This is a genomic window from Paenarthrobacter nitroguajacolicus (assembly GCF_051027655.1).
In the GTDB taxonomy this organism is placed as follows: Bacteria; Actinomycetota; Actinomycetes; order Actinomycetales; family Micrococcaceae; genus Arthrobacter; species Arthrobacter nitroguajacolicus.
Map to the genome: position 1 here is coordinate 3,779,074 of NZ_CP073234.1, position 20,573 is coordinate 3,799,646.

Sequence of the window (20,573 nt, forward strand, 5' to 3'; positions counted from 1 at the left end):
TCCCGCCCCCTGACTAAGATCAACCGCGAAATACACGAGGTACTACACGTGGCGACAGCTGCACAATGGATTCAAGGAGCCCGGCTCCGCACACTGCCCGCGGCCATCGCACCGGTCCTCATCGGTTCGGCAGCGGCGTACGAGCTCCACGCTTTCCGGCTGCCGAACGCGATCCTGGCAGCACTTGTGGCTCTCCTGCTTCAAATTGGCGTGAACTACGCCAACGACTACTCCGATGGCATCCGCGGCACGGATGAGGACCGCGTGGGCCCGCTCCGTTTGGTCGGTTCAGGAGCTGCAAAGCCGGAACAGGTGAAGTGGGCTGCCTTTGCCCTCTTCGGGGCGGCGATGATTTGCGGCCTCATCCTGGTGATCATCACCCAGGCATGGTGGCTGATCCTGGTGGGTATCGGCTGCATCATGGCGGCTTGGGGATACACCGGCGGCAAGAACCCCTACGGCTACCTGGGCCTGGGCGACGTCTTTGTGTTCGTATTCTTCGGACTCGTGGCCACCCTGGGAACCACCTACACCCAGGCCGGGCAGGTCAGCCTCGCCGCGGTCATCGGTGCGATCGGCACCGGACTCATTGCCTGTGCACTGCTGATGGCCAACAACGTCAGGGACATCCCGACTGATGCGGCCGCAGGTAAGCGGACCTTGGCCGTCAGGCTGGGTGACCGGCACGCCCGCGAAAGCTACGTCCTGATGCTGGCCGTGGCCATCCTGCTCGTGATCGTCCTGGCACCCACCAAGCCGTGGATGCTGATCGTGCTGCTGCTGATTCCCGCCTGCCTGATGCCGGCCTGGCTCATGGTGAACGGCAAGAAGCGCAAGAGCCTGATCCCCGTTCTCAAGCAGACCGGCATGATCAACCTCGGCTACAGCCTGTTGTTCTCGCTGGGACTGATTCTGAGCCGCGGCTTCTGAGTTCTTGTACAAGTAACGCCCCTAAGAAGCTTTCCTAGGGGCGTTACTTGTACACAAAAGGTTCTAGGCAGTGCCAGGGCGTTTGTCGTTGTTCACGGCGATGTCCGGGTTCTTCTCCACCAAGCCGTCCTCGACGGCAGCGTCTTCAACCTCACCGGCAGTACGGATGGGCTTGGCCCGCCCGGAGAACCGCTCGCGCATGGCTGCCGTGGCGGCGTCGCGCTGTTTCTGGAAGAACAGGTAACTGATAGCGAAGGCAATCAGCCCGGCGAAGACGACAGCCAGGATCCAGCCCACCCCCAAAAAGGCGAACAGCACGAACAACGGCACGAACAGCGCCAGACGGATGAGGGAATACTTCAGGAAAGCCACCATCCAAGTTTAGCCGCCCGGATGGTTGCACTCTGATCACAGCCGGAACAGGGCGTCCAGTGATCGGCTTCAGGCGACTAGACTTGGTGCATGCTCCGGGTTGTAGGCGTCGTTATTGTTCTAGTCATCTTCGTCTATGCCCTGGTGGACGTCATCCGCACAGACGGCAACCAAACACGCGGGATATCCAAGCCCGCCTGGATCATCGTGATGATCCTCCTGCCGCTGCTGGGAGCAATCCTCTGGTTCATTTTCGGCCGGCCCTACGGCAAGCCCACGGCCAAGCCCGTACGCCGCCAGCCCACAGCCCCGGACGACGACCCCGAATTCCTGCGCAACCTGGAAACCCGACGCCGTAACCAGGCTGCAGAGGATCGCCTGAAGAAACTCAAGGCAGACCATGACGCCAAGGACAGCAATACGGGCGACAAGCCAAACGATGGCAGCGGCGACGCCAAAAACAACGGCTTCAAACCCGGCGACGCCAAGCGCAGCGAGCCGGATCCCCATGACACGGACGAGCTGAAGTAGGCAAACATGGCCCAGCAAGCTGATGGATCACGGCAGTCACCCTCCTCCACACCATCAGTCAACGGGCCCGCATCACCCTCCGCACCGCCCCCACGCCCAGGTATTTCCCTGTCCACGCCGCCGCCCATAGCGGCGGTTGTTCGTCCTCCCGGACCTGCACGCTTGTCCCGCACTCTCTGGGTGGCCAGCTTCGTGGCCGGAATCGCCGTCGTGGTAACAGGCTTTCTCGGCCGCGATTCCCACTTCGAACGCCTGAAAGGCGTCATCGGAGGAATGGTCCCCGACGGCGACGCCGACGCAGTGGAGGGAGCCACCGCCGTCGTGTTCCTGGGAAGCCTCACCATGCTCGCGCTGGTAGTAGCCATGGAAGCTATCCTGCTGGCGGTCCTCTTCAAACGCCGTATCTGGGCTCGCTGGGCCCTTGCCCCGTTAGTCCTTCTCCACGCGGTGGTCACAGTCATTACCGCCGACTTCGTGGTGGCCCCCGGCGCGGACGGTGTCCTGACGATCGTGCTGTTGGCGGCCCAATTCATCTTGGCCGCGGCCGCCCTGATCCTGCTGTTTCTCCCCTCCACCACCACATGGCTGCTCAGCGAACGGGTTCCTTAACGAACGGCGGGAATAGCGGCCAACATCCCTTCGCAACTGCGAAGGACTACACGGCACGCTTCAAGCGCGGCCGGCTCAGTGAGCGGGTTCTCCGCGATCAACCGCCAACGGTTCAGGCTGTTTCGCGCTGCCTCAGTGATCTGCTCCGGGCTTGCCTCCGCATCCAGGCCCAACCTCAGCGGTGGCGTGCTGCCACGGCCGCCCACCAGCCGCTCAGCCTCTGCTGATTGCTCCGGGGTCAGGCTTAGGCCTTCGGTCCGGAGCGTTGCCAGAAGTTTCAATTCCCGGAACTCGTGGGCTCCCGTTCGAAGTCTTTCCAAGTTGGCTTCCAGGAGCAGCGCGACATCTCTGCGCGAAGTGCGCAGCAGTGCTTCCAAACCCACGACGGCGGCACGCGCCTTGAGTGCCTCCGCCCGGGTTTGGAAAAGAAAAGCGATGTTGTCGAGCAACTGGCCAAGGCCGCTGCGCCGTGCCAGCTCATGGGCAAGTTCCGTCGGATTGCTGATGCCACCCCGGATCAGGGCAACACCAAGGCGTATTCCGAACAGGCCGAATCTTTGCACGAGGGACGCTTTTGCTGCCCGGCCCAAACCTTCGGGCTCGGTGGACCGGACAAAGAGGTCCGCTGAGAGCATCAGCCTCTCCCTCTGGTTTCTGTCCATTTGCGCCAACAGTTTCATGGCTTCGAAATCGGTCTGGCGCATGGTCCTCGAACTTTGCGCCAGCAGGCCGGCAACCGGGACAACACCCAGGGCAAGGGGCTTGAGGTTCTGGTCCCTGCTGTATCTATCGGCGATCACTGCTGCGGAGATGAGGGAATCAATTCTTCCCGCGCCGATCTCGTCAGCCCTGGACAGGACTGCCAAGGCGTTGACAGCCCCGGATTGGCCCGCGGCGTTGTCCTTGAAGGACTCCAGGAACCGGACATCGGAGGAGTGGAGATGCCGCAGGAGATAGATGACGGCATCGGCGGCCATGGGGGCATCTTCGGGAAGGAGGAACTCCGTGGATCGGCCTGACACATCATGGGACAACGAGGCGATGCCCGGGGTATCAATCAGGGTAAGTTCCCGCAGGCTGGCAGATGGCCAGTCCACCACCAGCCGCTCCACGTCCTCGGCCCGGATATCCCCCATGTTGAAGACCAGCCGGCCGTCTTCGCGGGTGACAGGGAGCGCTAATGGCTCCCCGATGATCGGATGGAGCGTGACCCTCGGCGTGTGCCCATAGCGGTACCACGTGACGATCCGAGTGCATTCCCCGGCGTCGGTGGGTGCGATTTCCTCCCCGATGATCGCATTGAGAAGTGTTGATTTGCCGGCCTTGACCATACCCGCCACAGCTATCCTCAGAGGCCCTTCCAGCCTGCCCTGGAGCTCATCCACCACTGCGAGCGCCGCTGCGTCGTCGTGGAAGGCCTCCCGTGCTTGCCGGAGCAGATCCGCGACTCCGGCGATGCCCGGCTCGATCATCCTGCCGGCACCGAGGACGGTGCTGTTTTGGCCTGGGTGGCGGGTTTGGCCTGGGGTGTGGGGCCAGTCTGCGGGACGGACGGCTCTTCCTGCAGCTGCTGCGAAGCTTTGGCCAAGGCATCCACTACCTTGAGCTGGTTCCGTATTTCTTTGATTCTCGTGTCCCGCTCCACGGCGTAGGTAGCAGCCGCTTTCTGCGCGGCCGCCACGGACTCCGTCAGAGTACGGTGGTGTTCTTCGGCGATCTCCGTGAAGTGGTCCCGAGTGGCCCGTTGGACCAGCCGCAGCCTGTCCTTGAGCTGCTTTCCCACTTGGAACACAACATCGTCAACGTGCTTGCGGACCAGGACCTTGGCTTCTGATTGCCGTTGCTTGAGCCTGGCTTCTTTGTCTTCCCGGTAGGCTTTCCGGCCCAGCATCAGGCCGGCTCCTACGGACAGCGGATTAATGAGGGCCATCCCGAAAATGCCGGTTAGCAGGCCAAACATCAGCACGCCACCGTAGGACCCGCGCATCCCGATCAGCACCTTCTGCAGAGGCCCGAGGCGCCCGTCTTCCATGCCCTGGATGTCAGCCACGGGGTCCAGCACGCCGCCGGTGTCGGCTACCTTCAACGCGGGGAGGGCCACCTCATCTTCGGAGAAGTGTTCCGCCACATGCGTGGCCAACCATTGGGCACGTTCGCTGGTCCACACGAAAGTATCCGAAACCGCTGCGGCCGTGCTCTGTTCCAGCCACTGTGTGAACTGCTCCCATGCGGGCCCGGGATCTCCTTGATCTATGGCAATTTCGGCCTCGCGCTGGATCCTGCGCAGCCTGTCCCTCAGGTCATACTCCAGGTCGGCGATGAGGTCGCCGATGCCATCGTTGAGGGTTATCTGCCAACGCGCGGAGCGTTTGCGCAGCGCGTCGGCGTCTTCCTTGGCCGCGTTCAGGCCAGCGATCATCTGCGGAGTTCCCGCCGGATTCTCAAGGGCTTCCAGCTCCGACTGCAGCGCCAGCCTGAGGTTCTCACTGACGGTCAACAGGTCGTTGCCTACGGATCTGCGTTGAATCCTTGCCGCCCCGCCCACAATATTGTTCCGCAGGTGGGCGATCAACGCCGGAAACCCTGATTCGGTGTTCAGCTCGGGGTCCTGCAGCCGCGCTGCGTGGAGTCGCAGCTCCGAGGACACCGGAAACAGGGGTATGTCAGGCCCGACATCGGCCAAGTGCCTCTTGTCCAAGTCAGCAATCTGGCGCCAGCTCGGATATAGGTCGGTCTTGGACAGCACGCACAGGACGTTGGGGTTGATGCGCATCGCCTGGCGAAGGAACCGCATCTCGGGCTCGGTGAATTCCTGGGAAGCATCGGTCACAAACACCATGGCGTGCGCCGATGGCAGGGCAGTCAGCGTGGTCAAAGTGTGTGTTGAGCCCAGACCTCCAACGCCTGGGGAGTCCACTATTGTCAGTCCGCCCGCCAGAAGTTTTCGTGGCAGGGAAACTTCGGCCGCCACGATGTTCTTCGAGTTGCCCGGGTTGCCCTTTTCGGAGACGTATTCCGCAAGTTGCTCCAGCTGCACCGGTTGCCGTTCCAGCCCGCTTTCCGGCCCACTTGCGTCCCGTTCCGGGTCCGTACCATGCTCGCCGGGGACAAGAACAACGGCCGACGCCGGGTCCCCCTGTCGTACGACCGTAGGGACGGAGGTGGCAATGTCGTCATCAACCGGGCACACAGGTGCGTTAACCAAAGCGTTGATGAGCTGGCTCTTACCCTGTTTGAACTCACCCACCACCATCACGCGAACGCTGGGATCCCGCAAGCGGTTGAGGGTATTTTCCAGTCGGCGCCGAAGGTCGTTCCGGTCCCCCACCAGCGCCATGCCCTGCTCCACCAGCGTGGTCATGCGTTCTGTGTCCGCCACGGTAAGTCCTTTGCTCTTCATGCCTCGCCGATGAGGCCACGAAGTGCCCGGCAGACGTTGGCGCCTGCCGGGCACTGCTGGGGGTAGTTCTCGCCGCGGTTACTACGAGGCGGGATCGTATTCGTTGGTGTTCTCCACCTCAACGTCCACTTCGTTATCTGCAACTACAAGCGAGTGGTTTGCATCGATATCCGTGTAGTCGACATCGAGCTCGTTGTTGGCGACGACTGTGTTGCCCTCGATGTTCGTGTAATCCACATCGACGTCGCCTACTTCAACCGAGTTGTCCACTGACTTGTCGATCTCCAGCTCGTTGTCCTGGATGACAGTGGAGTCGTAGTTGACCTGGACATCTTCCAGTTCCACGTTGGTGGAGTGATCGTTGGTGTACTCCAGTTCCACCTCGTTGTCCTTGATGATGGTGGAGTTCTCGATGTTCGTGTACTCCACGTCCACGTCGCCGACTTCCAGCTCGGTCTCGTTGTTGTAGGAGTCCTTGTTGAACGAATCGTTGTTGGTGATGGTGGTGTTCGTTGTGTCGTGGGAGTGGTCGTCATTGAAGGAATCCTCAATGTCAACATCCACATCTACATCGGTGTTGTAGGAGTCCTTGGTCACCGAGTGATCGTCGTTGAACGAATCCTTGACCTCGATGTCCGTGTTGCCAACCTCAACGTCACCGGGACCCGATTCATTGATATTCACCGAGTTGTCCGTTGAATGGTCATCAGTGTTGGTGGTCGTGGTTGTGGTCGTTGTGCTGGTGTTACCGGAATCCTTCACATCGTCGCCGGCAGCAATCGCTCCGTCGCCCGAGGCAACCACAGCGTCCTGGTTGAAGAGCTGCGTAACATCGCCGTCTGCCCAGATGTTCTGGTTGACCGACTGGTCGGTGATCGTGTCGCGGTCGTCGATGGTGGTGGTGTACGAGTAGTTGTTCACCACGTGGACCAGCTGCTGAACGGCATGTGCGTGGTCATCCCAGTCGCCGCCACCGCCGCCGCCACCGTGTCCGCCGCCATCGTGGTCATCGTCGTCATGGCCATCCCAGCCACCGCCGCCGCCACCGTGTCCGCCGCCGTCGTGGTCGCCGTCGTCATGGCCATCCCAGCCACCGCCGCCGCCACCGTGTCCGCCGCCATCGTGATCATCGTCGTCATGGCCATCCCAGCCACCGCCGCCCCCACCGTGTCCGCCGCCATCGTGATCGCCGCCGCCATGTCCACCACCGTCGTGATCATCGTCGTCGTGTCCACCCCAGCTGCCGCCCCCGCCAGTGGAAGCGTTGTTGCCGCCGGTGTTGTATTCGCGGTCGAACGACGAACGGGCGTTGATGGGTGCGTAGTCGAGGACCACCGGGCGGACGGCGTCGACGTCGGCCGAAGAAACGTCGCGCAGACCCGCTGCGGCGAGGGCTGCTTCGGGATCCCGGACGAATTCTTCAGCGGCATCAGGATCGTTGAACAGGCTCATCAGGAACTGCACGAGCTGTTGTGCGAGTGTTGGCATTGGAGTGCTCCCTCAAATTCTGTGATGGATAAGGATTCGCCCGGCGCCTTTGCCGGGCTTGCATTCAACGTATTGCCGGGGCTGGCCACCGGGCATCGGGTGTGGTCCCCCTACCGCTTCCCGCACCGTTAGGGGATGGCGTGGTTTTCCGTTAGGGGATGGAGGGGGTTACCGCTTATGGAGGCGGGTGCCCCTCCCCCAATGCCAACCGCAGGCGGACCAGGAGTTCGGAACGGTTTTCGGCCCCCAGGCGTCGTCGCATGCGTGCCACGTGGTGCTCCGCCGTGCGGGGTGAGATGTAGATGGCTTCGCCGATTTCCCGGTAGGTCTTGCCTTCCAGAATGAGTCGACCCACTTCACGCTCCCTGGCGCTGAGCCCGGAGGAGTCAGGAGCTCCGGGGCCACCCCCGTTGTCCATGACGGGATGAGCAGGAACGGCAGTGCGAGCATCCACCTGCCGCTCTGAAAGCCCGGCCGACGGCGCCGAACCCTGCGGGTGGATGTCCCTGGCGCATGCCAGCAGTTTCACCATGTCACGTCGTTCATCCGCATGCGCAGCGGCATGGCCGGCCAGGCGCGCGCCCTCCCATGGCATGCCGACGGCGGCCAACCCGCGGGCCGCTGTTTCGACGTCGGACGCTTCAAAGCGGCTGGCCAGGACCGAGACCCAGGCCTTACCGCCAGCGGCGAGCACTGACGCCAGATGGCTGCGCTCCGATGCCCGCACCAGTGCTGCCGCGTGCGGTGCAAGCCCTGCGGGGTCTTCGCTCAGCAAGGCCGCTTGCACCGCCGCCCAGTGCAACGGCACCGACCATAACGATGGATTGCCCAGCTTCGCCAGCAAATCCCAAGCGCCTTCCAGATAGTGCGAAACCCTCCTTGATTCCCGCAATCGCGCAGCCGTGATCATCAGTTCGCCCCATGGCAGGAGGCTGTAGAGATCCACCGATACGTGCATCATGGTTTCGCGGGCCCTGTCCCAGGCGAGCACAAGCTCGTGTGCGTCGCTGCCCCTCCGGGCAAGGCCTACTTCCAAGGCCGACAACAAGAACTCGTCCCGTGGCGCCAGGGACCAGTGATTGGCTTTGACGGCCTCGTTGATGGCCAGGCGTGCGTCATCTGCATTGTCCTGCTGCATCGAGGACCAGGCACGCAACAGAAACAGCCGTGGACGGGCTGCGTCGCCGCCTTGGCCCGCAGCCAGCGCCGCCTTGAGCACAGTGTCCGCCACGGCCGGCTCCCCGCTGTGGAGGGCGCATAAGGCGGCCAGGGCACCGGGCGTTTCCGGCAACGGGATGGATGTTCCCGCCGCGTTCATCATGTCGGAAGCCCTGATGAGCTCGGGCAGCGCCAGTTCCGGTGCAGGTCCCAAGGTTTGTCGGAGCCCTTGCTGGGTCAGTGACAACGCCACAGCCAGGAGCGTGGGCGAACCGCTCGGCGGAGCAGCTGCCAGAAGCTCCTCGGCACCCAGCGGGTTTCCCGAACCGATCATGGCCACCGCAGCGAGCGGAGCCGAGCCATCGATCCTGTCCGCCCCCAGCCAGTTGTAGGTATCTGCGCTCCGGGCAAGCATTCCACGCTGGGCCCAGACGGCCGCGGCCACGTCCACTCCCAGCCGAAGGTCGGGCGCTTCAGGCACTGCCAGGAGGCGGTCCACGATCCTGCCGGCGGTGTCCAGGTCACCGGTTGCCGCTGTAGCCTTGGCACGTCTCGCGGCCTTGGCAACCTCGTCTCCCCCGGCCATGAGGGCTTCCGCATACAGCTCGGCGGCCAAACGTGGGTCAGATTCCAAGGCCTCGTCAGCAGACCGTTCGAGCTCAGCCACCACATGGGGCTCCTGCAAGCCACTCCTCGCCAGGTCACGGGCCAAATCCCCTAAGGCCTGGCCCTCGAGGAGAATCTTGTCCACGAGTTCCCTTTGCAGAGCCCGGATGCGGGCAGTGGGAGTTCCCTTCAGCAAGGCGTACCTTGCAGTGCCCACCACAGTCCCGTCCGGCAAAAGCAAGCCGGTGTCCTTGGCAGCGGCAATGATCGAGTCCAAGCCGCCGGGGTGGCCCAGGCCGTCAGCGCCACGCAGGCTGTCAGGAAGGGGCGACGGAAGGGAGAACCCCACGGACAGGGCCAGAAGCAGCTCGCGGACAGGGGCAGTCCCGCCTGTCAGCATGGGCGACGCATCTGCGCCCAGGGTGTCATCTGCGCCCGGGGTGTCGATAGCTTGGTTGATGGGGTGATCGTCTGCCCCGGGGCGAAAGCGCCCGGGCTTATGGTCGTGTCCCGTCATGGGTCAGACCGCCGATAGCAGCGCTGGATCCGGAGTAGGGCTGGTTTCCGTTGGTATGGGGTCAGGGACGGCCGGTGGGGTGGTCTCTTGGGGCAGTACCGGGTCCGGCGACGGCGGTGGGTCTTGGACCACCGTGGGCTCGGGCTGCGGCACCGTTGGTTCCGGCGACGGCGGTGGCGGCGGCGGGGTCCCCGGGTCCGTAGGAGTGACGGGCGGCGTTGTTGGTTCGACTACCGGCGGAGTTGTTGGGTCCGTCGTTGCCGGTGGTGGTGTTGTTGTTGCCGGAGGAGGCGTTGGTCCGCTCGCGGCACCCCCTGTGGGATCAGGTTCAGGGGTGGTTGGCGGCGTAGTAGCCGGAGGCGGAGCCTGAGTGCCCGGAGCCTGAGTACCCGGAGTGGAAGTTCCCGTTCCGGGGGCAGCAGGCGTAGTGGTGCCTCCCGTCCCGCCGGCTGCTGTACCGGAGGAGGTGCCGACGGCACCCGTCCCGGCCGTGTTGCCTGAACCATTGGCCGCGGCGCCTGTCCCCGCGTTAGCCGTACCCGGGTTCGTTGCATTCTGCCGGGCCGGAGCCCGTCCGTTGGACCCGGCCCTCGTGACGCCGGTCTTGGCGCTGGCTTCGAGTCCAGCCGCGGGTCCCCCGATGACGGGGGTCGAGCCAGCGCCAGCGCCGGATGCTTGGGCCGCGCCGGCCGCCTGCGCACCGCCGTCGCGCATGACGTCGGCCGCCTGGTTACCGAATACGGTCGCCAGCAGTCCCGCGCCTTCGGGGCTCTGTGCCGCGGTGGCAGTCGCGATGGTCAGCACCGTTGCTGCGGCAGCGGCTGCTGCGGCCATGCGAACGCGGGGCCGCGGGGCGTGGCGGCCTGGCTTGGCCGGCGCAGCTTTGAGGTGGTTGAAAGCCGGAGCCCTGTCCGGGACGCGCGGCCTCCCGAGAGCAGCGCCGGCACTTGATTCCTCAGCCGCAGAGGCCAGAGCTGAAGCCGTTGACGCGGCATCCACTGCACTTGAACCGCTGGGGCGCAGGCCAGCCACGGCGGCTCCAAGGCAGATGGATGACTTGGGATCGGCGTCGACGGCGATCGGACGGTCCAGTTCCACGGAAATCAGCTCTGCCACGAGTGGAATCCGGGACGATCCGCCGATGAGCAGCACTGCGCTCAGGTCCTGCGCTTCAAGGTTGATGCTCCGCAGGCTGCGTTGGAGGGCGTCCACCGTATCCCGGACAGGGGCCTCGATCATTGCCTCGAATTCCGAACGGACCAGCCGCACGGACAGCTGGGTGCCGGGTAGGGATACGGCCACGCTGGCTTCGCTGTCCAAGGAAAGTGCTTCCTTGGCCTCGCGGCATTCCCGCCGCAACCGTGAGAGGGCCGCCAAAGTCTCAGGAGAGCTCGCATCCATGGCCGCGCCCTCGCCAAGGTGACCCATCACATGACGCAGGACGGCGGCGTCGAAATCGGCACCGCCAAGGGTCTCAATACCATCGGGACGGCCCAATAGTTCAAAGTTGCCGGCGCCGGCCTTGCGGAGCACGGCGGTGTCGAAAGTGCCGCCGCCGAGGTCGTACACCGCGACGATACTGCCGTCTTCCACCCGGGTTTGGGAGGCGTAGTGCAGGGCTGCCGCTTCCGGCTCGCTGATCAGGGTGATGTCCTGCAGACCGGCCACGTTGAGCGCTGCAAGGACCAGTGAGGTGCGGTGCTGCCCCCAAGCTGCGGGGTGCGTCATGATGATCGACGACGGCGCGCTGCCCTCGCGTTCTTCGGCCCTGTCCACCACCCAACGGGCCATTCGGGCATACACGTCTTCGGGGGCCAGCCAGCTACCCCCGACAGCCAAGGGAACGGAATCACCTATCCGGCGCTTGAATTCCCGCACCATGCGTCGGGGGTCGTCCAAGCCACGGCGTTCGGCCGCTTCACCTACCAGGACAAGGCCATCATCCGCATAGAACAAGACGGATGGCACGGCACTGCCGTGCAAGCCCAACGACAGAATCTCCGGGGCTGGAGCGGGGCCTTGGCAAGGCTTAACAAGGGCTGCGGCGGTAAAACTCGTCCCGACGTCAATGGCGAGAACATAGCTCATGGATACCTCGAAGAGAACACGGCGCGTCGCTAGCGGGCTGCATCACAAGCGGGTTCTGAACAAGTTAGCACCTGCCCCGGACGGGCAAAAGGCTTCGTAGCAACACCAAGTTGTCATGGTTGCTACACCAATTTGTCATATTCCAGGACCGTCATAGCCGCAGAGGAACGAAGCCCCTGCTCAGGCGGCGAACGCGGCAGTGCCGCGGCTTAGAGCCCGGAGTAGGAATGCAGGCCGTTGAAAACTGTATTCACGAGTGTGAAGTTGATGATGACGCAGGCGTAGCCAACGATCGACAACCAGGCTGCGCGGGTACCGGTCCAACCACGGGTGGCCCGGGCGTGCAGGTAGCCCGCATAGACCACCCAGATCACGAAGGTCCAGACTTCCTTGGGATCCCAGCCCCAGAAGCGGCCCCAGGCCTTTTCAGCCCAGATCGCCCCGAACATCAGGGTGAACGTCCAGCCAATGAAGGCGATCGCGTTGATCCGGTAGGAGAGATTCTCCAGGCTCAGCGCGTTGGGAACCAGGCGCATGAAGCCCAGGTTGTCTTTGCGGCCGGCAGCAAAGTTCTTCTGACGGTAGGACTGCAGCAACTGCAGCACGGACATGGCGAACGTCAGGGTGAACAATGCAGAGGAGAGCACGGCGATGGAGACGTGAATGATCAACCAGTAGCTCTGCAGGGCCGGAACCAGGTGCCCAACCGGGGTCCAGAAAGCAGCCGAAGCAGCAACCAGCATGATGATGGCCAGGCCGATCACGAACGTGCCCAGGAAGCGCAGATCCCTGCGGATGAGAACTACCAGGAAGACAGCTACGGCAACGAAAGCACCCGTGGTGAGGAACTCATACATGTTTCCCCACGGCACGCGGCCTGCACCAAATGCACGGGTAACCACACCGGCGCCGTGGATCAGCACACCCAACACCGTCAGCGCTACGGCCACGCGGGCAGGCGCGCGGCGTTCGCCCGCATACTTCATGTCGCCGGCGGCGGTGCCGCCCTCAACGGTGAGGCCCGACGTCGGACGCTCGGCACGTCCAGCCGGCCCACCGGCGTCGGGACCTCCCAAGCCTGCCGCGACGCGGCCTGCAGAAACCGTGACCTTCTCGCCGGCGGTGCTGGCCGCGGCCTTCAGGTCCACGGCGCGGAGCATCTTGCTGCTCTTCGCCAGGTCCCAGGCAAAGGCGATGAACGCCACGGTGTACGTGCCGGCGGCCAACAGCATGAACAGCTCGCTGTACTGGCCCAGGGTTTCGTTGATGACGGGCATTACTGGTCCTTCGAGGTTGAGGAGGATCCTGCTGTTGTTGTAGCCGTGTCCGGCGTCTCGGGGATGTTCCATTCCCGGGCAAAGATCTCGCGGAGTGCGGCGGCTTCGCCGGCCAAGCGGTGGTCTTCACCGCGTGCCAGCAGGCCGTACTCCACCATGGTGCGGCCGTCCGCATGGGTTCCGGTGCGAACCCAGACGCGGCGGCGGTTGATGTACAGCGACATGACCAGGCCCGCGACTGCGAGGAAACCGAAGATCAGCGCATAGAGCTGGCCGGGGTTGTGGTGGATGTCCACCCCGATGTACTTCTTCACGCCATCGAACGTGATGCTGCCCTTGCCTTCGGGCAGGTTGACTGTGGCACCCGGGCTCAGGGTGATACCGCCGGCGGGAAGGTCGCGGCCGTTGAGCTGCTGAAGGTCCTTGACATCCAGCTCGAACACGTTTTGAGGCACACCCTTGTCCAGGCCAAGGTCACCGTAGAACGAGTTCAGGCTCAGCTGAGGGTTGATGAGTTCGGGGGCGCCGCTGAAGGAAATTCCGTCCTCCGTGACGAATGCCGTGGGCAGGAAGAAGCCAACAAAGCCCAGCTGTTCCGGCTTTGCGTCCGGGACCTTGATGACCACGGAGGAGTAGTAGTTATCGCCCTGGACCTTGGCAGTTACGGGACCTTGGAAAGCGACGTTGCCCTCACCGTCCCGGACCGTGATCAGGGGTGCATAGCCGTTTCCGGTCAGGTAGAGGCTGGTATTCCCTAGGGAAACGGGGTCGTTGACCTTGAGGGTTTCCTTCTTGCCCGGAGAGTCCGGGGTTTCCTTGGTGGTCACTTCGGCGGTGTAGTCGATGGGCTGGCCGGCTTTGCCCGGCGATTCGCGGTCGAACTTGGCCTCGAACTTGTCCAGTTGCATCGAGTATGGCTGGAGTGAGCTGCTCTGGAAGTTGGTGCCCGGCGTGAATTGGTCGTAGCCCACCAGGGTGTTGACGAAGGTATCGCCTTCCACCAGGATCCGCTGGCCGCTGTACCCGTACAAGCCACCAATGGCCACGGACACCAGCACCCCGATCAAGGAGGTGTGAAACACCAGGTTGCCCACTTCCTTCAGGAAGCCCCGCTCGGCACCCAAGGACGGCAGGGCGCCGTCGACGTCCCTGACCTCCACCCGGTAGCCGCGTTTCTTCAGCAGCCCGGCGGCATCGTTGATGGCTTTCGACGCCGGGATCCCGGCGTCGGCGGGCAAGGCCAGAGTGCCGTATTCCGGCAGGCGCGAAAGGCGTTTGGGGGTGCGCGGCGGCTGCGACTTCATGGCCTTGTAATGGGCGATGGCACGCGGAGTGACGCAGCCGATCAAGGAGATGAACAGCAGGATGTAGATGGCCGAGAACCAAGCCGACGAGTAGACATCGTAGAGCTGCAGGGCGTCGAGAAGCTCGCCGTAGGAAGGGTTGTCCTTGATGTACTGCGTGACGACTGAAGGATTGGCGGGCCGCTGCGGGAACAGGGAACCCGGCACAGCGCCAACGGCAAGCAGGAGGAGCAGGAAGAGGGCCGTGCGCATGCTGGTCAGCTGGGTCCAGGACCACCGGAGCATGCCCTTGAAACCCAGCGCGGGCAGGGCTGCCTCGGACTTGGCCTGCTGGAGTTTTCCGTCCGCTGTGTTTTCAGCGGCTGGTGACTTCTTCTTGGCTTTCACGGACTCGCTCATCAGATTGGCAACTTCACATCGTTTTGGAACCAGTACTGCAACTCGGTCACCCAGGTTCCCCACACACCGGTGGCCATCAGGATGCCGAGCAAAATCAGGATGCCTCCGCCGATCCGCTGGATGGCCAGCCGGTGCTTGCGGAAGAAAGACATCACTCCCATGCCCCGGCGCACGGCCAAGGCAATAAGGAGAAACGGAATGCCAAGGCCAAGGCTGTAAACGAACGCCAAGAGGGCGCCCTTGGCCGCCGATGAACCGCCGGACAAGCTCAGCAACTGTACCGCGGAGTACGTCGGACCAATGCAGGGCGCCCAGCCCAGCCCGAACGTCAGTCCCAGCAAGGGTGCGCCCCACAAGCCAGCCGGAGGTTTTGCGTGGATCTTGGCATCACGCTGCAACCAGCCGAAGCCGCCCATGAACACCACGCCCATGATGATCACCAGGATGCCCAACAGCTGCGTGATCCAGGCGTTTTGGGGGCCTGTCAGCAACGTGCCCAGCTGCCCGAAGGCGCCGCCCAGCAGAACGAAAATCACCGAAAAGCCCAGGACGAACAACCCGATACCAGCCAGCATGCGGCCCCGCCGCTGCTTTTGGAGGTCGACGCCGGTCAGTCCCGTGACGTAGCCAAGGTACCCGGGGACCAGCGGCAGCACGCATGGCGAAAGGAACGAGACCAGCCCGGCCAGCAGTGCCACTGGCACAGCCAGCAGCAGTGATCCGTTAAGGATCGTCTCGGCGAAAGGACTGTTCATGGGTGCTACTCGGCCACTGCGGAGGTGATGAGGGCTTTCAGGGTGCTCTTCTCGATCTCGCCGAGGACGCGTGAGGCAACCTTGCCCTCCTTGTCCAGGACCAACGTTGTGGGAACTGCACCCGGAGGCACAATGCCGGACACGGACAGCAGCACTGCCCCATCCTTGTCATTGAAGCTCGGGTAGGTGATGTTGAAGGTCTTGTCGAAGGCCTCGGCGGTGGCTTGTTCGTCGCGCAGGTTGACGCCGAAGAACTGGACGCCCTGATCTTTGAAGTCCAAGTGCAGGGCTTCAAGCTGGGGGGCTTCGATGCGGCACGGAGCGCACGCGGCAAACCAGAAGTTCAGGACAGTGACTTTGCCCAGTAGATCCTCCGGCTTTACTGTCTGTCCGTTAAAGAGTGTGCCTTTGAGCGCTACGGGTGCGGCACGGTCCGCCTTGGCGAATTCCGTCACCGAACCATCACCTGCCACGTAGTTCTTGTTGTCGCCTGCCTTGGCTTGCTTGGCAAGGGAGTCTTCCTGGGCACACGCGGACAGGCCCATGGTCAGTCCCGCGAGGAGGACACCACCGGCGGTCAGCACGCCGCGGCGCGAAAGATTGTTGTCCATGCTTCTACGCTCCCGGGGTGCTCGCCGCGCCGGGAAGCAGGACGGCAGCGGGCTCGGTGTACTCAACGCGCACGATCTTGCCGTCGTCGTCGAGTGTTAGGGACGTCAACGACGTGAGGGTGCATTCGCGCTTACGGGGATCATGCGCCAGGCGGCGGCCCTCGGCAGTCAAGCGGGTGGACCAAATGGGAAGTTGGTGGCTGACCAGAATGGCTTCGGCGCCGTCGCCGCCAAGTTCGATGGCCTTCACACGTGCGTCTTCAACCGCGGCCAGCACGCGGGCTGCCTGCTCCTTGTAGGGCTCACCCCATGAAGGGCGCAACGGATTCCGGAAGTAGATCCAGTGCTTGGGCTTCAGGAACTCGCTCTTGGTGGGGTGGAGTCCCTCGAAGTGGTTCTCTGCTTCGATAATGCGCGGCTCGGTGGTGATCTCCAGGTTCAGTGCCTCGGCCGTGGGCATGGCCGTTTCCTGGGCGCGCGTGAGCGGCGAGGCTACCAAATGAACAATCTTGGCGCCCTGGTTGACGCGGGCCGTGAAGTGGTCCGCCAGCATCCGAGCCATCTCCCGGCCACGTTCGGAGAGGTGGAATTCCGGCAGCCGGCCATAGAGGACGGCGTCGGGATTGTGGACCTCGCCATGGCGAAGCAGATGGACAGTTGCTTGGGGCATGTTTACCAGTTTCTCAAAGAAGCGGGGCGATCCGAAATCTTCTACCGCTAGTAGAACTCAAAGTTTTCACGAAATGTTCCACGGAGTTGGAATAAAAGATGCATATGCATGTTTATACTGGATACGAAGCTCGGTTGACGCTTCAAGCAATGAGCTCGACCAGGCAAGCAAGCAGTACCTACCACTCGATATAGGAGCAACACCATGATGACTCTCCCCGCTTCCGTCACCACCGGCACCTGGGCCCTCGACGCCTCCCACAGCGAGATCGGCTTCACCGTCCGCCACGCAGGCATCAGCAAGGTCCGCGGCCAGTTCAAGGATGCTGCTGCCACCCTGGAAGTTGGCGAAACGCTGACCGATTCCAAGGTCACCGCCACCATCCAGACCGCCAGCTTCGACTCCGGAGACGTCAACCGCGACGGCCACGTCAAGGGCGAAGACTTCTTCGATGTGGAGAAGTTCCCGGAAATCACCTTCGTGTCCCGCCACGTCAAGGCCAACGGCAACAGCTTTGACCTCGTGGGCGATCTCACAATCAAGGGCGTGACCAAGGAAGTTTCCATCGAGACCGAATTCAACGGTGTGGCCGTGGATCCGTTCGGCAACACCCGCGCCGGCGTTTCCGGCGAAACCACCATCAGCCGCAAGGACTTCGGCCTCACCTGGAACGCCGTCCTCGAAGCCGGCGGCGTCCTGGTCAGCGACAAGGTAGTCATCAACCTCGAGCTCGCCTTCATCGCACCGGCTGCCGCGTAGCCCGCACGCCTCAGAAAACGGCGCCCTGCACAGTTCACGCTGTGAGGGGCGCCGTTTCGCGTAAAGGGAAGTCACCCCGCAATTGTTCGGCAAACAGCCTGTATTTAGCTGCGCGTTAGCTCCGAATTTCCTATGCATCCTTCAACCTGCGGTCTAAAGTGATGCCATGAGTACCCCAGACGAAACACCACAGCCACAGCAGCCCGGCTCCCAGCCTCCGCAGCCCGGCAATGTTCCTCCTGCGGGTCACCAGCCTCCGCAGGGCTACCAACCGCCCCAGGGTTACCAACCCCCGCAGGGTTACCAGCCGCCGTCGCAACCGGGGCAATACTCACAGCCCGGACCAGGCCAGCCTGCCCCCGGACAGTCCGGTTTCCACTTCGAAATGCCCACTGACGGACCGCGTAGCTTCAACGACGTCATGCCTCAAGGCGGCTTCTCGGGAATGTTCAAAACCCAGGGCCTGCCGACGGAGTTGAAAGTTTCCTACTTCATTTGGGTGATCTCGGGACTCCTGGGCCTACTGTTTGGCCTCATCGCCTTCTTTGCCGTAATCGCTGCCTTCGCGTTCGCTCCGGCATTCGCCGCCGTCGCCATGATCCTCCTCCTGCTCACTTTGGCGGTGGCTGCCGCCCAAGTGATCCTGGCCATGAAAATGAAGGAAGGTAAAGAGTGGGCACGCCTCGCCTTGACCATCCTGGCCGGCGTTTCCTTGCTACTGGCCATTTTCGGAGCGGTAAATGGTGGCGGCTCCGGGATGGGCCTGGGCGGCAACTGGTTCGGTTTCCTGGTGAGCGCAGTCGCCGTTGTCTTGATGTGGCTGCCCAATGCGCAGCTCTGGTTCAAGACTGTGAAGGGCCACGCTTAGCACTGACTCAACTGCCGTCGTCGTGCGATATCGGCGGTAGAGCGAGACGGAAGGCCGCGGTCAGATCCTCTCGGATCCCGCGGCCTTCATCATGAAGGCGTAAGCCGAGATGATGATTTTTCCAGTGAGCTTGAAATACCTGCGTGTGATCATCTGCAGTGTCGGACGCTGGAGGTACGGTGGTACCAGAACCACGCTGGGGGCAGGGTCATTTTGCTGATCCCGGCGGCCGCACCAGCAGTCGAACAAGCAAAGGAATGCCATGAGCAACCCTCCGTACCCGCCCTCAAATCCGGGCGACGACAACAAGCCCGAGCAGCACGGCGCCCAGCCTTCCGCGCCGCAGCCTCCGGCACCCCAGTACGGTCAGCCCGCCGCACCGCAGTACGGGCAGCAGTCCCCCGCCGCACCCCAATACGGGCAGCAGTCCCCCGCCGCACCCCAGTACGGGCAGCAGTCCCCCGCCGCACCCCAGTATGGGCAGCAATCTTCCCCGTATGGCCAGGCTCCCGGAGCTCCGCAGTATGGCCAGGGAAACAACTGGCCGAGCCAGCAGCCCGGTCCTACAACTATCCCTCCAATGGTGAACTACGCGTTCTGGATGATCATTGCGGCCGGCATCCTGTCTGCCATCAGCTCACTGCTCCTGGCCACCACCGGAGCCGATGCCTTCATCAACGTGATGAACCAGCAGGCCGCGCAGCAGGGCACTGAATTCCCCGCGGAATCCATTGAGGGGATGCGCGGTGCTATCGCAGTGGGCGCCATTGTCGGTGCCATCTTCTCATTGGGACTTTACGCGCTGGTCGCCTTCCCCGTCCGGAAGGGCAAGAACTGGGCCCGGATCCTGGGCACCGTGTTCGCTGCCATCTCTGTTCTGGGCCTCACCGGACTGTTCCAGTTCGGCGCAACCTACGGCATCATGCAGCTCATCGTGATCCTGCTGGGCGTTGCAGCGATCGTCATGCTGTACCTGCCGGCGTCGGCTCCGTACTTCCGTAAGGCCCAGCCTTTCGGAAACCCGTACCAGAACCCCTACGGTCGCTAAACCCTCACGTTTCCAAGTATTAAACGCGGGCGCGGACCCGGAAAAGGCTAAACAGCCTGGCCCGGTGTCTGCGCCCGTTGTGCGTGGTAGGCCAGGATCTGGAGTTCGGTTGCCATATCCACCTTGCGGAGGTTGACGTGCGGGGGGACCTGCAGGAGCACGGGGGCGAAGCTCAGGATGCTCCGGATTCCGGCAGCAATGACGCGGTCGCAGACAGCCTGGGCCACGGTCGCAGGCAACGCCAGCACCACCATGTTGGTGTGGGTCCGTTCCAGGACGCGCTCCAGCTCGGCCGAATCACTCACCCGCAGCCAGCCCACCTCGTTGCCGATCACCATGGGGTCCGCGTCAAAGATGGCCACAACGTCGAAGCCCCGGGACTCGAAGCCGCCATACCGTGCAAGGGCTTTGCCGAGGTTACCGGCACCCACAATCGCGACCTTCCAGTCGTGGGTCAGGCCGAGTGCGGCGGCTATGTGCCGGCTCAAGTACTGGACTTCATAGCCAACGCCCCGGGTCCCGTACGAGCCGACGTAGGAGAGGTCTTTGCGGAGCGTGGATGAACTGACGCCTGATGCCTCCGCCAATGCTTCCGAGGAAACGCGTTCCACACCTTCGGCCAAGAGAGAGTTGAGCGCGCGCAAATAGAGAGTCATCCGGGCCACAGCCGCGGGCGGGATCTGCTTGGTGGCAGGTTCGTTTTCCCCGGTTGTTGCGTCCGGGGACGGTTCCAGCGCAGTCACGGTATTCTCCATTGCGTCGCTTTGTTGTTCCACTCTATGACCCTCGGCGGGACTCAACAAAAGCCATTACCTGCGGGTAACCCCACCTCAGCCTTCCAGGACTTTCTTCAGTGTGCGGGTGAGCCGTTCCTCATCGATCTTCCAAAAATCCCGCTGGATGCCGTCAACCAGTACCACAGGAATTTCCTCTGCGAAGCGCTCCTGGAGTTGGGGGTCGGCGTCGATCTTCTGCTCGGTCCACTGCACGCCAAGGCTTTTCGTGACGCGCTCGACGGCGGCACGCGCTTCCGTGCAGAGGTGGCAGTCAGCTTTGGTCAGAAGTACGACGTCGGGAATAGCCATGTCTCAAAGGTAGCCGCCCCAACGCTCACTCACATCCCACCCCCTTCCCACCAACGCTCACTCACACCCCAACCCCTTCCCACCAACCCTCACTCACA

Annotated in this window: 20 protein-coding genes; 6 read left to right on the forward strand and 14 right to left on the reverse strand. The window is 63.0% G+C overall.

Going from position 1 to position 20,573, the window contains the following annotated elements:
- Positions 1 to 48: 48 nt before the first annotated feature.
- Positions 49 to 930, forward strand: coding sequence for a 1,4-dihydroxy-2-naphthoate polyprenyltransferase (locus KCX59_RS17795; protein WP_091470506.1), 882 nt, complete (start codon positions 49 to 51; stop codon positions 928 to 930).
- A 63-nt stretch (positions 931 to 993) separates the two neighbouring features.
- Here KCX59_RS17795 and KCX59_RS17800 read toward each other — a convergent pair whose 3' ends face one another.
- Complete coding sequence (locus KCX59_RS17800; RefSeq protein ID WP_091470505.1) at positions 994 to 1,305, reverse strand: DUF4229 domain-containing protein; 312 nt, start codon at positions 1,303 to 1,305, stop codon at positions 994 to 996.
- A gap of 87 nt (positions 1,306 to 1,392) precedes the next feature.
- On the opposite strand from KCX59_RS17800, the gene KCX59_RS17805 reads away from it, so the two are divergent.
- Positions 1,393 to 1,833 carry a PLD nuclease N-terminal domain-containing protein gene (locus KCX59_RS17805; protein ID WP_179017034.1) on the forward strand — a complete coding sequence of 147 codons (441 nt, stop codon included), beginning with the start codon at positions 1,393 to 1,395 and terminating at the stop codon, positions 1,831 to 1,833.
- A 6-nt stretch (positions 1,834 to 1,839) separates the two neighbouring features.
- Entirely contained in the window at positions 1,840 to 2,442 is a 603-nt protein-coding gene (locus KCX59_RS17810; protein ID WP_178995138.1) for a hypothetical protein, read from the forward strand.
- On the opposite strand, the gene KCX59_RS17815 is transcribed toward KCX59_RS17810, so the two are convergent.
- The 10 genes from KCX59_RS17815 to KCX59_RS17860 all read right to left on the reverse strand — a co-directional run bounded on the left by KCX59_RS17815 (position 2,439) and on the right by KCX59_RS17860 (position 16,715).
- A complete protein-coding gene (locus tag KCX59_RS17815; RefSeq protein ID WP_179017035.1) occupies positions 2,439 to 3,914 on the reverse strand; it encodes a dynamin family protein in 1,476 nt (491 codons plus the stop codon). The two genes, KCX59_RS17810 and KCX59_RS17815, sit on opposite strands and share 4 nt — an antisense overlap.
- Positions 3,911 to 5,821, reverse strand: coding sequence for a dynamin family protein (locus KCX59_RS17820; protein WP_179017036.1), 1,911 nt, complete (start codon positions 5,819 to 5,821; stop codon positions 3,911 to 3,913). Before KCX59_RS17820 ends, KCX59_RS17815 begins: the two co-directional genes overlap by 4 nt.
- A 102-nt stretch (positions 5,822 to 5,923) precedes the next feature.
- Entirely contained in the window at positions 5,924 to 7,330 is a 1,407-nt protein-coding gene (locus KCX59_RS17825; RefSeq protein WP_179017037.1) for an IniB N-terminal domain-containing protein, read from the reverse strand.
- Positions 7,331 to 7,505: 175 nt separating this feature from the next.
- Positions 7,506 to 9,611 (reverse strand): LuxR C-terminal-related transcriptional regulator, encoded by a 2,106-nt coding sequence (locus KCX59_RS17830; RefSeq protein WP_179017038.1) that lies wholly within the window; start codon positions 9,609 to 9,611, stop codon positions 7,506 to 7,508.
- 3 nt (positions 9,612 to 9,614) lie between these two features.
- Positions 9,615 to 11,699: an Hsp70 family protein gene (locus tag KCX59_RS17835; protein ID WP_179017039.1), complete on the reverse strand. Its 2,085-nt coding sequence runs from the start codon at positions 11,697 to 11,699 to the stop codon at positions 9,615 to 9,617.
- A 209-nt stretch (positions 11,700 to 11,908) separates the two neighbouring features.
- Positions 11,909 to 12,976, reverse strand: coding sequence for a c-type cytochrome biogenesis protein CcsB (ccsB, locus tag KCX59_RS17840; protein ID WP_179017040.1), 1,068 nt, complete (start codon positions 12,974 to 12,976; stop codon positions 11,909 to 11,911).
- Complete coding sequence (resB, locus tag KCX59_RS17845) at positions 12,976 to 14,679, reverse strand: cytochrome c biogenesis protein ResB (RefSeq protein WP_178995151.1); 1,704 nt, start codon at positions 14,677 to 14,679, stop codon at positions 12,976 to 12,978. The genes ccsB and resB overlap by 1 nt, the downstream gene beginning before the upstream one ends.
- Positions 14,679 to 15,434: a cytochrome c biogenesis CcdA family protein gene (locus KCX59_RS17850; protein ID WP_014922639.1), complete on the reverse strand. Its 756-nt coding sequence runs from the start codon at positions 15,432 to 15,434 to the stop codon at positions 14,679 to 14,681. Before KCX59_RS17850 ends, resB begins: the two co-directional genes overlap by 1 nt.
- A gap of 5 nt (positions 15,435 to 15,439) precedes the next feature.
- Positions 15,440 to 16,045 carry a TlpA family protein disulfide reductase gene (locus KCX59_RS17855; RefSeq protein WP_091470491.1) on the reverse strand — a complete coding sequence of 202 codons (606 nt, stop codon included), beginning with the start codon at positions 16,043 to 16,045 and terminating at the stop codon, positions 15,440 to 15,442.
- 4 nt (positions 16,046 to 16,049) lie between these two features.
- Entirely contained in the window at positions 16,050 to 16,715 is a 666-nt protein-coding gene (locus tag KCX59_RS17860; RefSeq protein WP_178995153.1) for a histidine phosphatase family protein, read from the reverse strand.
- 207 nt (positions 16,716 to 16,922) lie between these two features.
- On the opposite strand from KCX59_RS17860, the gene KCX59_RS17865 reads away from it, so the two are divergent.
- Together KCX59_RS17865 and KCX59_RS17870 are read left to right on the forward strand one after the other, a co-directional pair.
- Positions 16,923 to 17,474, forward strand: coding sequence for a YceI family protein (locus KCX59_RS17865; RefSeq protein WP_054809213.1), 552 nt, complete (start codon positions 16,923 to 16,925; stop codon positions 17,472 to 17,474).
- A gap of 166 nt (positions 17,475 to 17,640) precedes the next feature.
- Positions 17,641 to 18,342, forward strand: coding sequence for a hypothetical protein (locus KCX59_RS17870; RefSeq protein WP_179017041.1), 702 nt, complete (start codon positions 17,641 to 17,643; stop codon positions 18,340 to 18,342).
- A gap of 60 nt (positions 18,343 to 18,402) precedes the next feature.
- Here the strand turns inward: KCX59_RS17870 and KCX59_RS17875 are convergent, their stop codons facing one another.
- Positions 18,403 to 18,606 carry a hypothetical protein gene (locus KCX59_RS17875; RefSeq protein WP_179017042.1) on the reverse strand — a complete coding sequence of 68 codons (204 nt, stop codon included), beginning with the start codon at positions 18,604 to 18,606 and terminating at the stop codon, positions 18,403 to 18,405.
- Here KCX59_RS17875 and KCX59_RS17880 point away from each other — a divergent pair.
- Positions 18,605 to 19,390 (forward strand): hypothetical protein, encoded by a 786-nt coding sequence (locus KCX59_RS17880; protein WP_178995155.1) that lies wholly within the window; start codon positions 18,605 to 18,607, stop codon positions 19,388 to 19,390. The genes KCX59_RS17875 and KCX59_RS17880 overlap by 2 nt on opposite strands.
- 47 nt (positions 19,391 to 19,437) lie before the next feature.
- Here the strand turns inward: KCX59_RS17880 and KCX59_RS17885 are convergent, their stop codons facing one another.
- Positions 19,438 to 20,145, reverse strand: coding sequence for a redox-sensing transcriptional repressor Rex (locus KCX59_RS17885; RefSeq protein WP_091470485.1), 708 nt, complete (start codon positions 20,143 to 20,145; stop codon positions 19,438 to 19,440).
- A 75-nt stretch (positions 20,146 to 20,220) separates the two neighbouring features.
- Positions 20,221 to 20,475, reverse strand: coding sequence for a glutaredoxin family protein (locus KCX59_RS17890; RefSeq protein ID WP_178995157.1), 255 nt, complete (start codon positions 20,473 to 20,475; stop codon positions 20,221 to 20,223).
- Positions 20,476 to 20,573 lie beyond the last annotated feature (98 nt).

Coding starts and splice junctions, on each gene's coding strand:
- KCX59_RS17800 (WP_091470505.1), bottom strand. CDS start 1,305: ATGGTGGCTTTCCTGAAGTATTCCCTCATCCGTCTGGCGCTGTTCGTG.
- KCX59_RS17805 (WP_179017034.1), top strand. CDS start 1,393: ATGCTCCGGGTTGTAGGCGTCGTTATTGTTCTAGTCATCTTCGTCTAT.
- KCX59_RS17810 (WP_178995138.1), top strand. CDS start 1,840: ATGGCCCAGCAAGCTGATGGATCACGGCAGTCACCCTCCTCCACACCA.
- KCX59_RS17815 (WP_179017035.1), bottom strand. CDS start 3,914: ATGATCGAGCCGGGCATCGCCGGAGTCGCGGATCTGCTCCGGCAAGCA.
- KCX59_RS17825 (WP_179017037.1), bottom strand. CDS start 7,330: ATGCCAACACTCGCACAACAGCTCGTGCAGTTCCTGATGAGCCTGTTC.
- KCX59_RS17830 (WP_179017038.1), bottom strand. CDS start 9,611: ATGACGGGACACGACCATAAGCCCGGGCGCTTTCGCCCCGGGGCAGAC.
- KCX59_RS17835 (WP_179017039.1), bottom strand. CDS start 11,699: ATGAGCTATGTTCTCGCCATTGACGTCGGGACGAGTTTTACCGCCGCA.
- ccsB (WP_179017040.1), bottom strand. CDS start 12,976: ATGCCCGTCATCAACGAAACCCTGGGCCAGTACAGCGAGCTGTTCATG.
- resB (WP_178995151.1), bottom strand. CDS start 14,679: ATGAGCGAGTCCGTGAAAGCCAAGAAGAAGTCACCAGCCGCTGAAAAC.
- KCX59_RS17850 (WP_014922639.1), bottom strand. CDS start 15,434: ATGAACAGTCCTTTCGCCGAGACGATCCTTAACGGATCACTGCTGCTG.
- KCX59_RS17855 (WP_091470491.1), bottom strand. CDS start 16,045: ATGGACAACAATCTTTCGCGCCGCGGCGTGCTGACCGCCGGTGGTGTC.
- KCX59_RS17860 (WP_178995153.1), bottom strand. CDS start 16,715: ATGCCCCAAGCAACTGTCCATCTGCTTCGCCATGGCGAGGTCCACAAT.
- KCX59_RS17865 (WP_054809213.1), top strand. CDS start 16,923: ATGACTCTCCCCGCTTCCGTCACCACCGGCACCTGGGCCCTCGACGCC.
- KCX59_RS17870 (WP_179017041.1), top strand. CDS start 17,641: ATGAGTACCCCAGACGAAACACCACAGCCACAGCAGCCCGGCTCCCAG.
- KCX59_RS17880 (WP_178995155.1), top strand. CDS start 18,605: ATGAGCAACCCTCCGTACCCGCCCTCAAATCCGGGCGACGACAACAAG.
- KCX59_RS17875 (WP_179017042.1), bottom strand. CDS start 18,606: ATGGCATTCCTTTGCTTGTTCGACTGCTGGTGCGGCCGCCGGGATCAG.
- KCX59_RS17885 (WP_091470485.1), bottom strand. CDS start 20,145: ATGGAGAATACCGTGACTGCGCTGGAACCGTCCCCGGACGCAACAACC.
- KCX59_RS17890 (WP_178995157.1), bottom strand. CDS start 20,475: ATGGCTATTCCCGACGTCGTACTTCTGACCAAAGCTGACTGCCACCTC.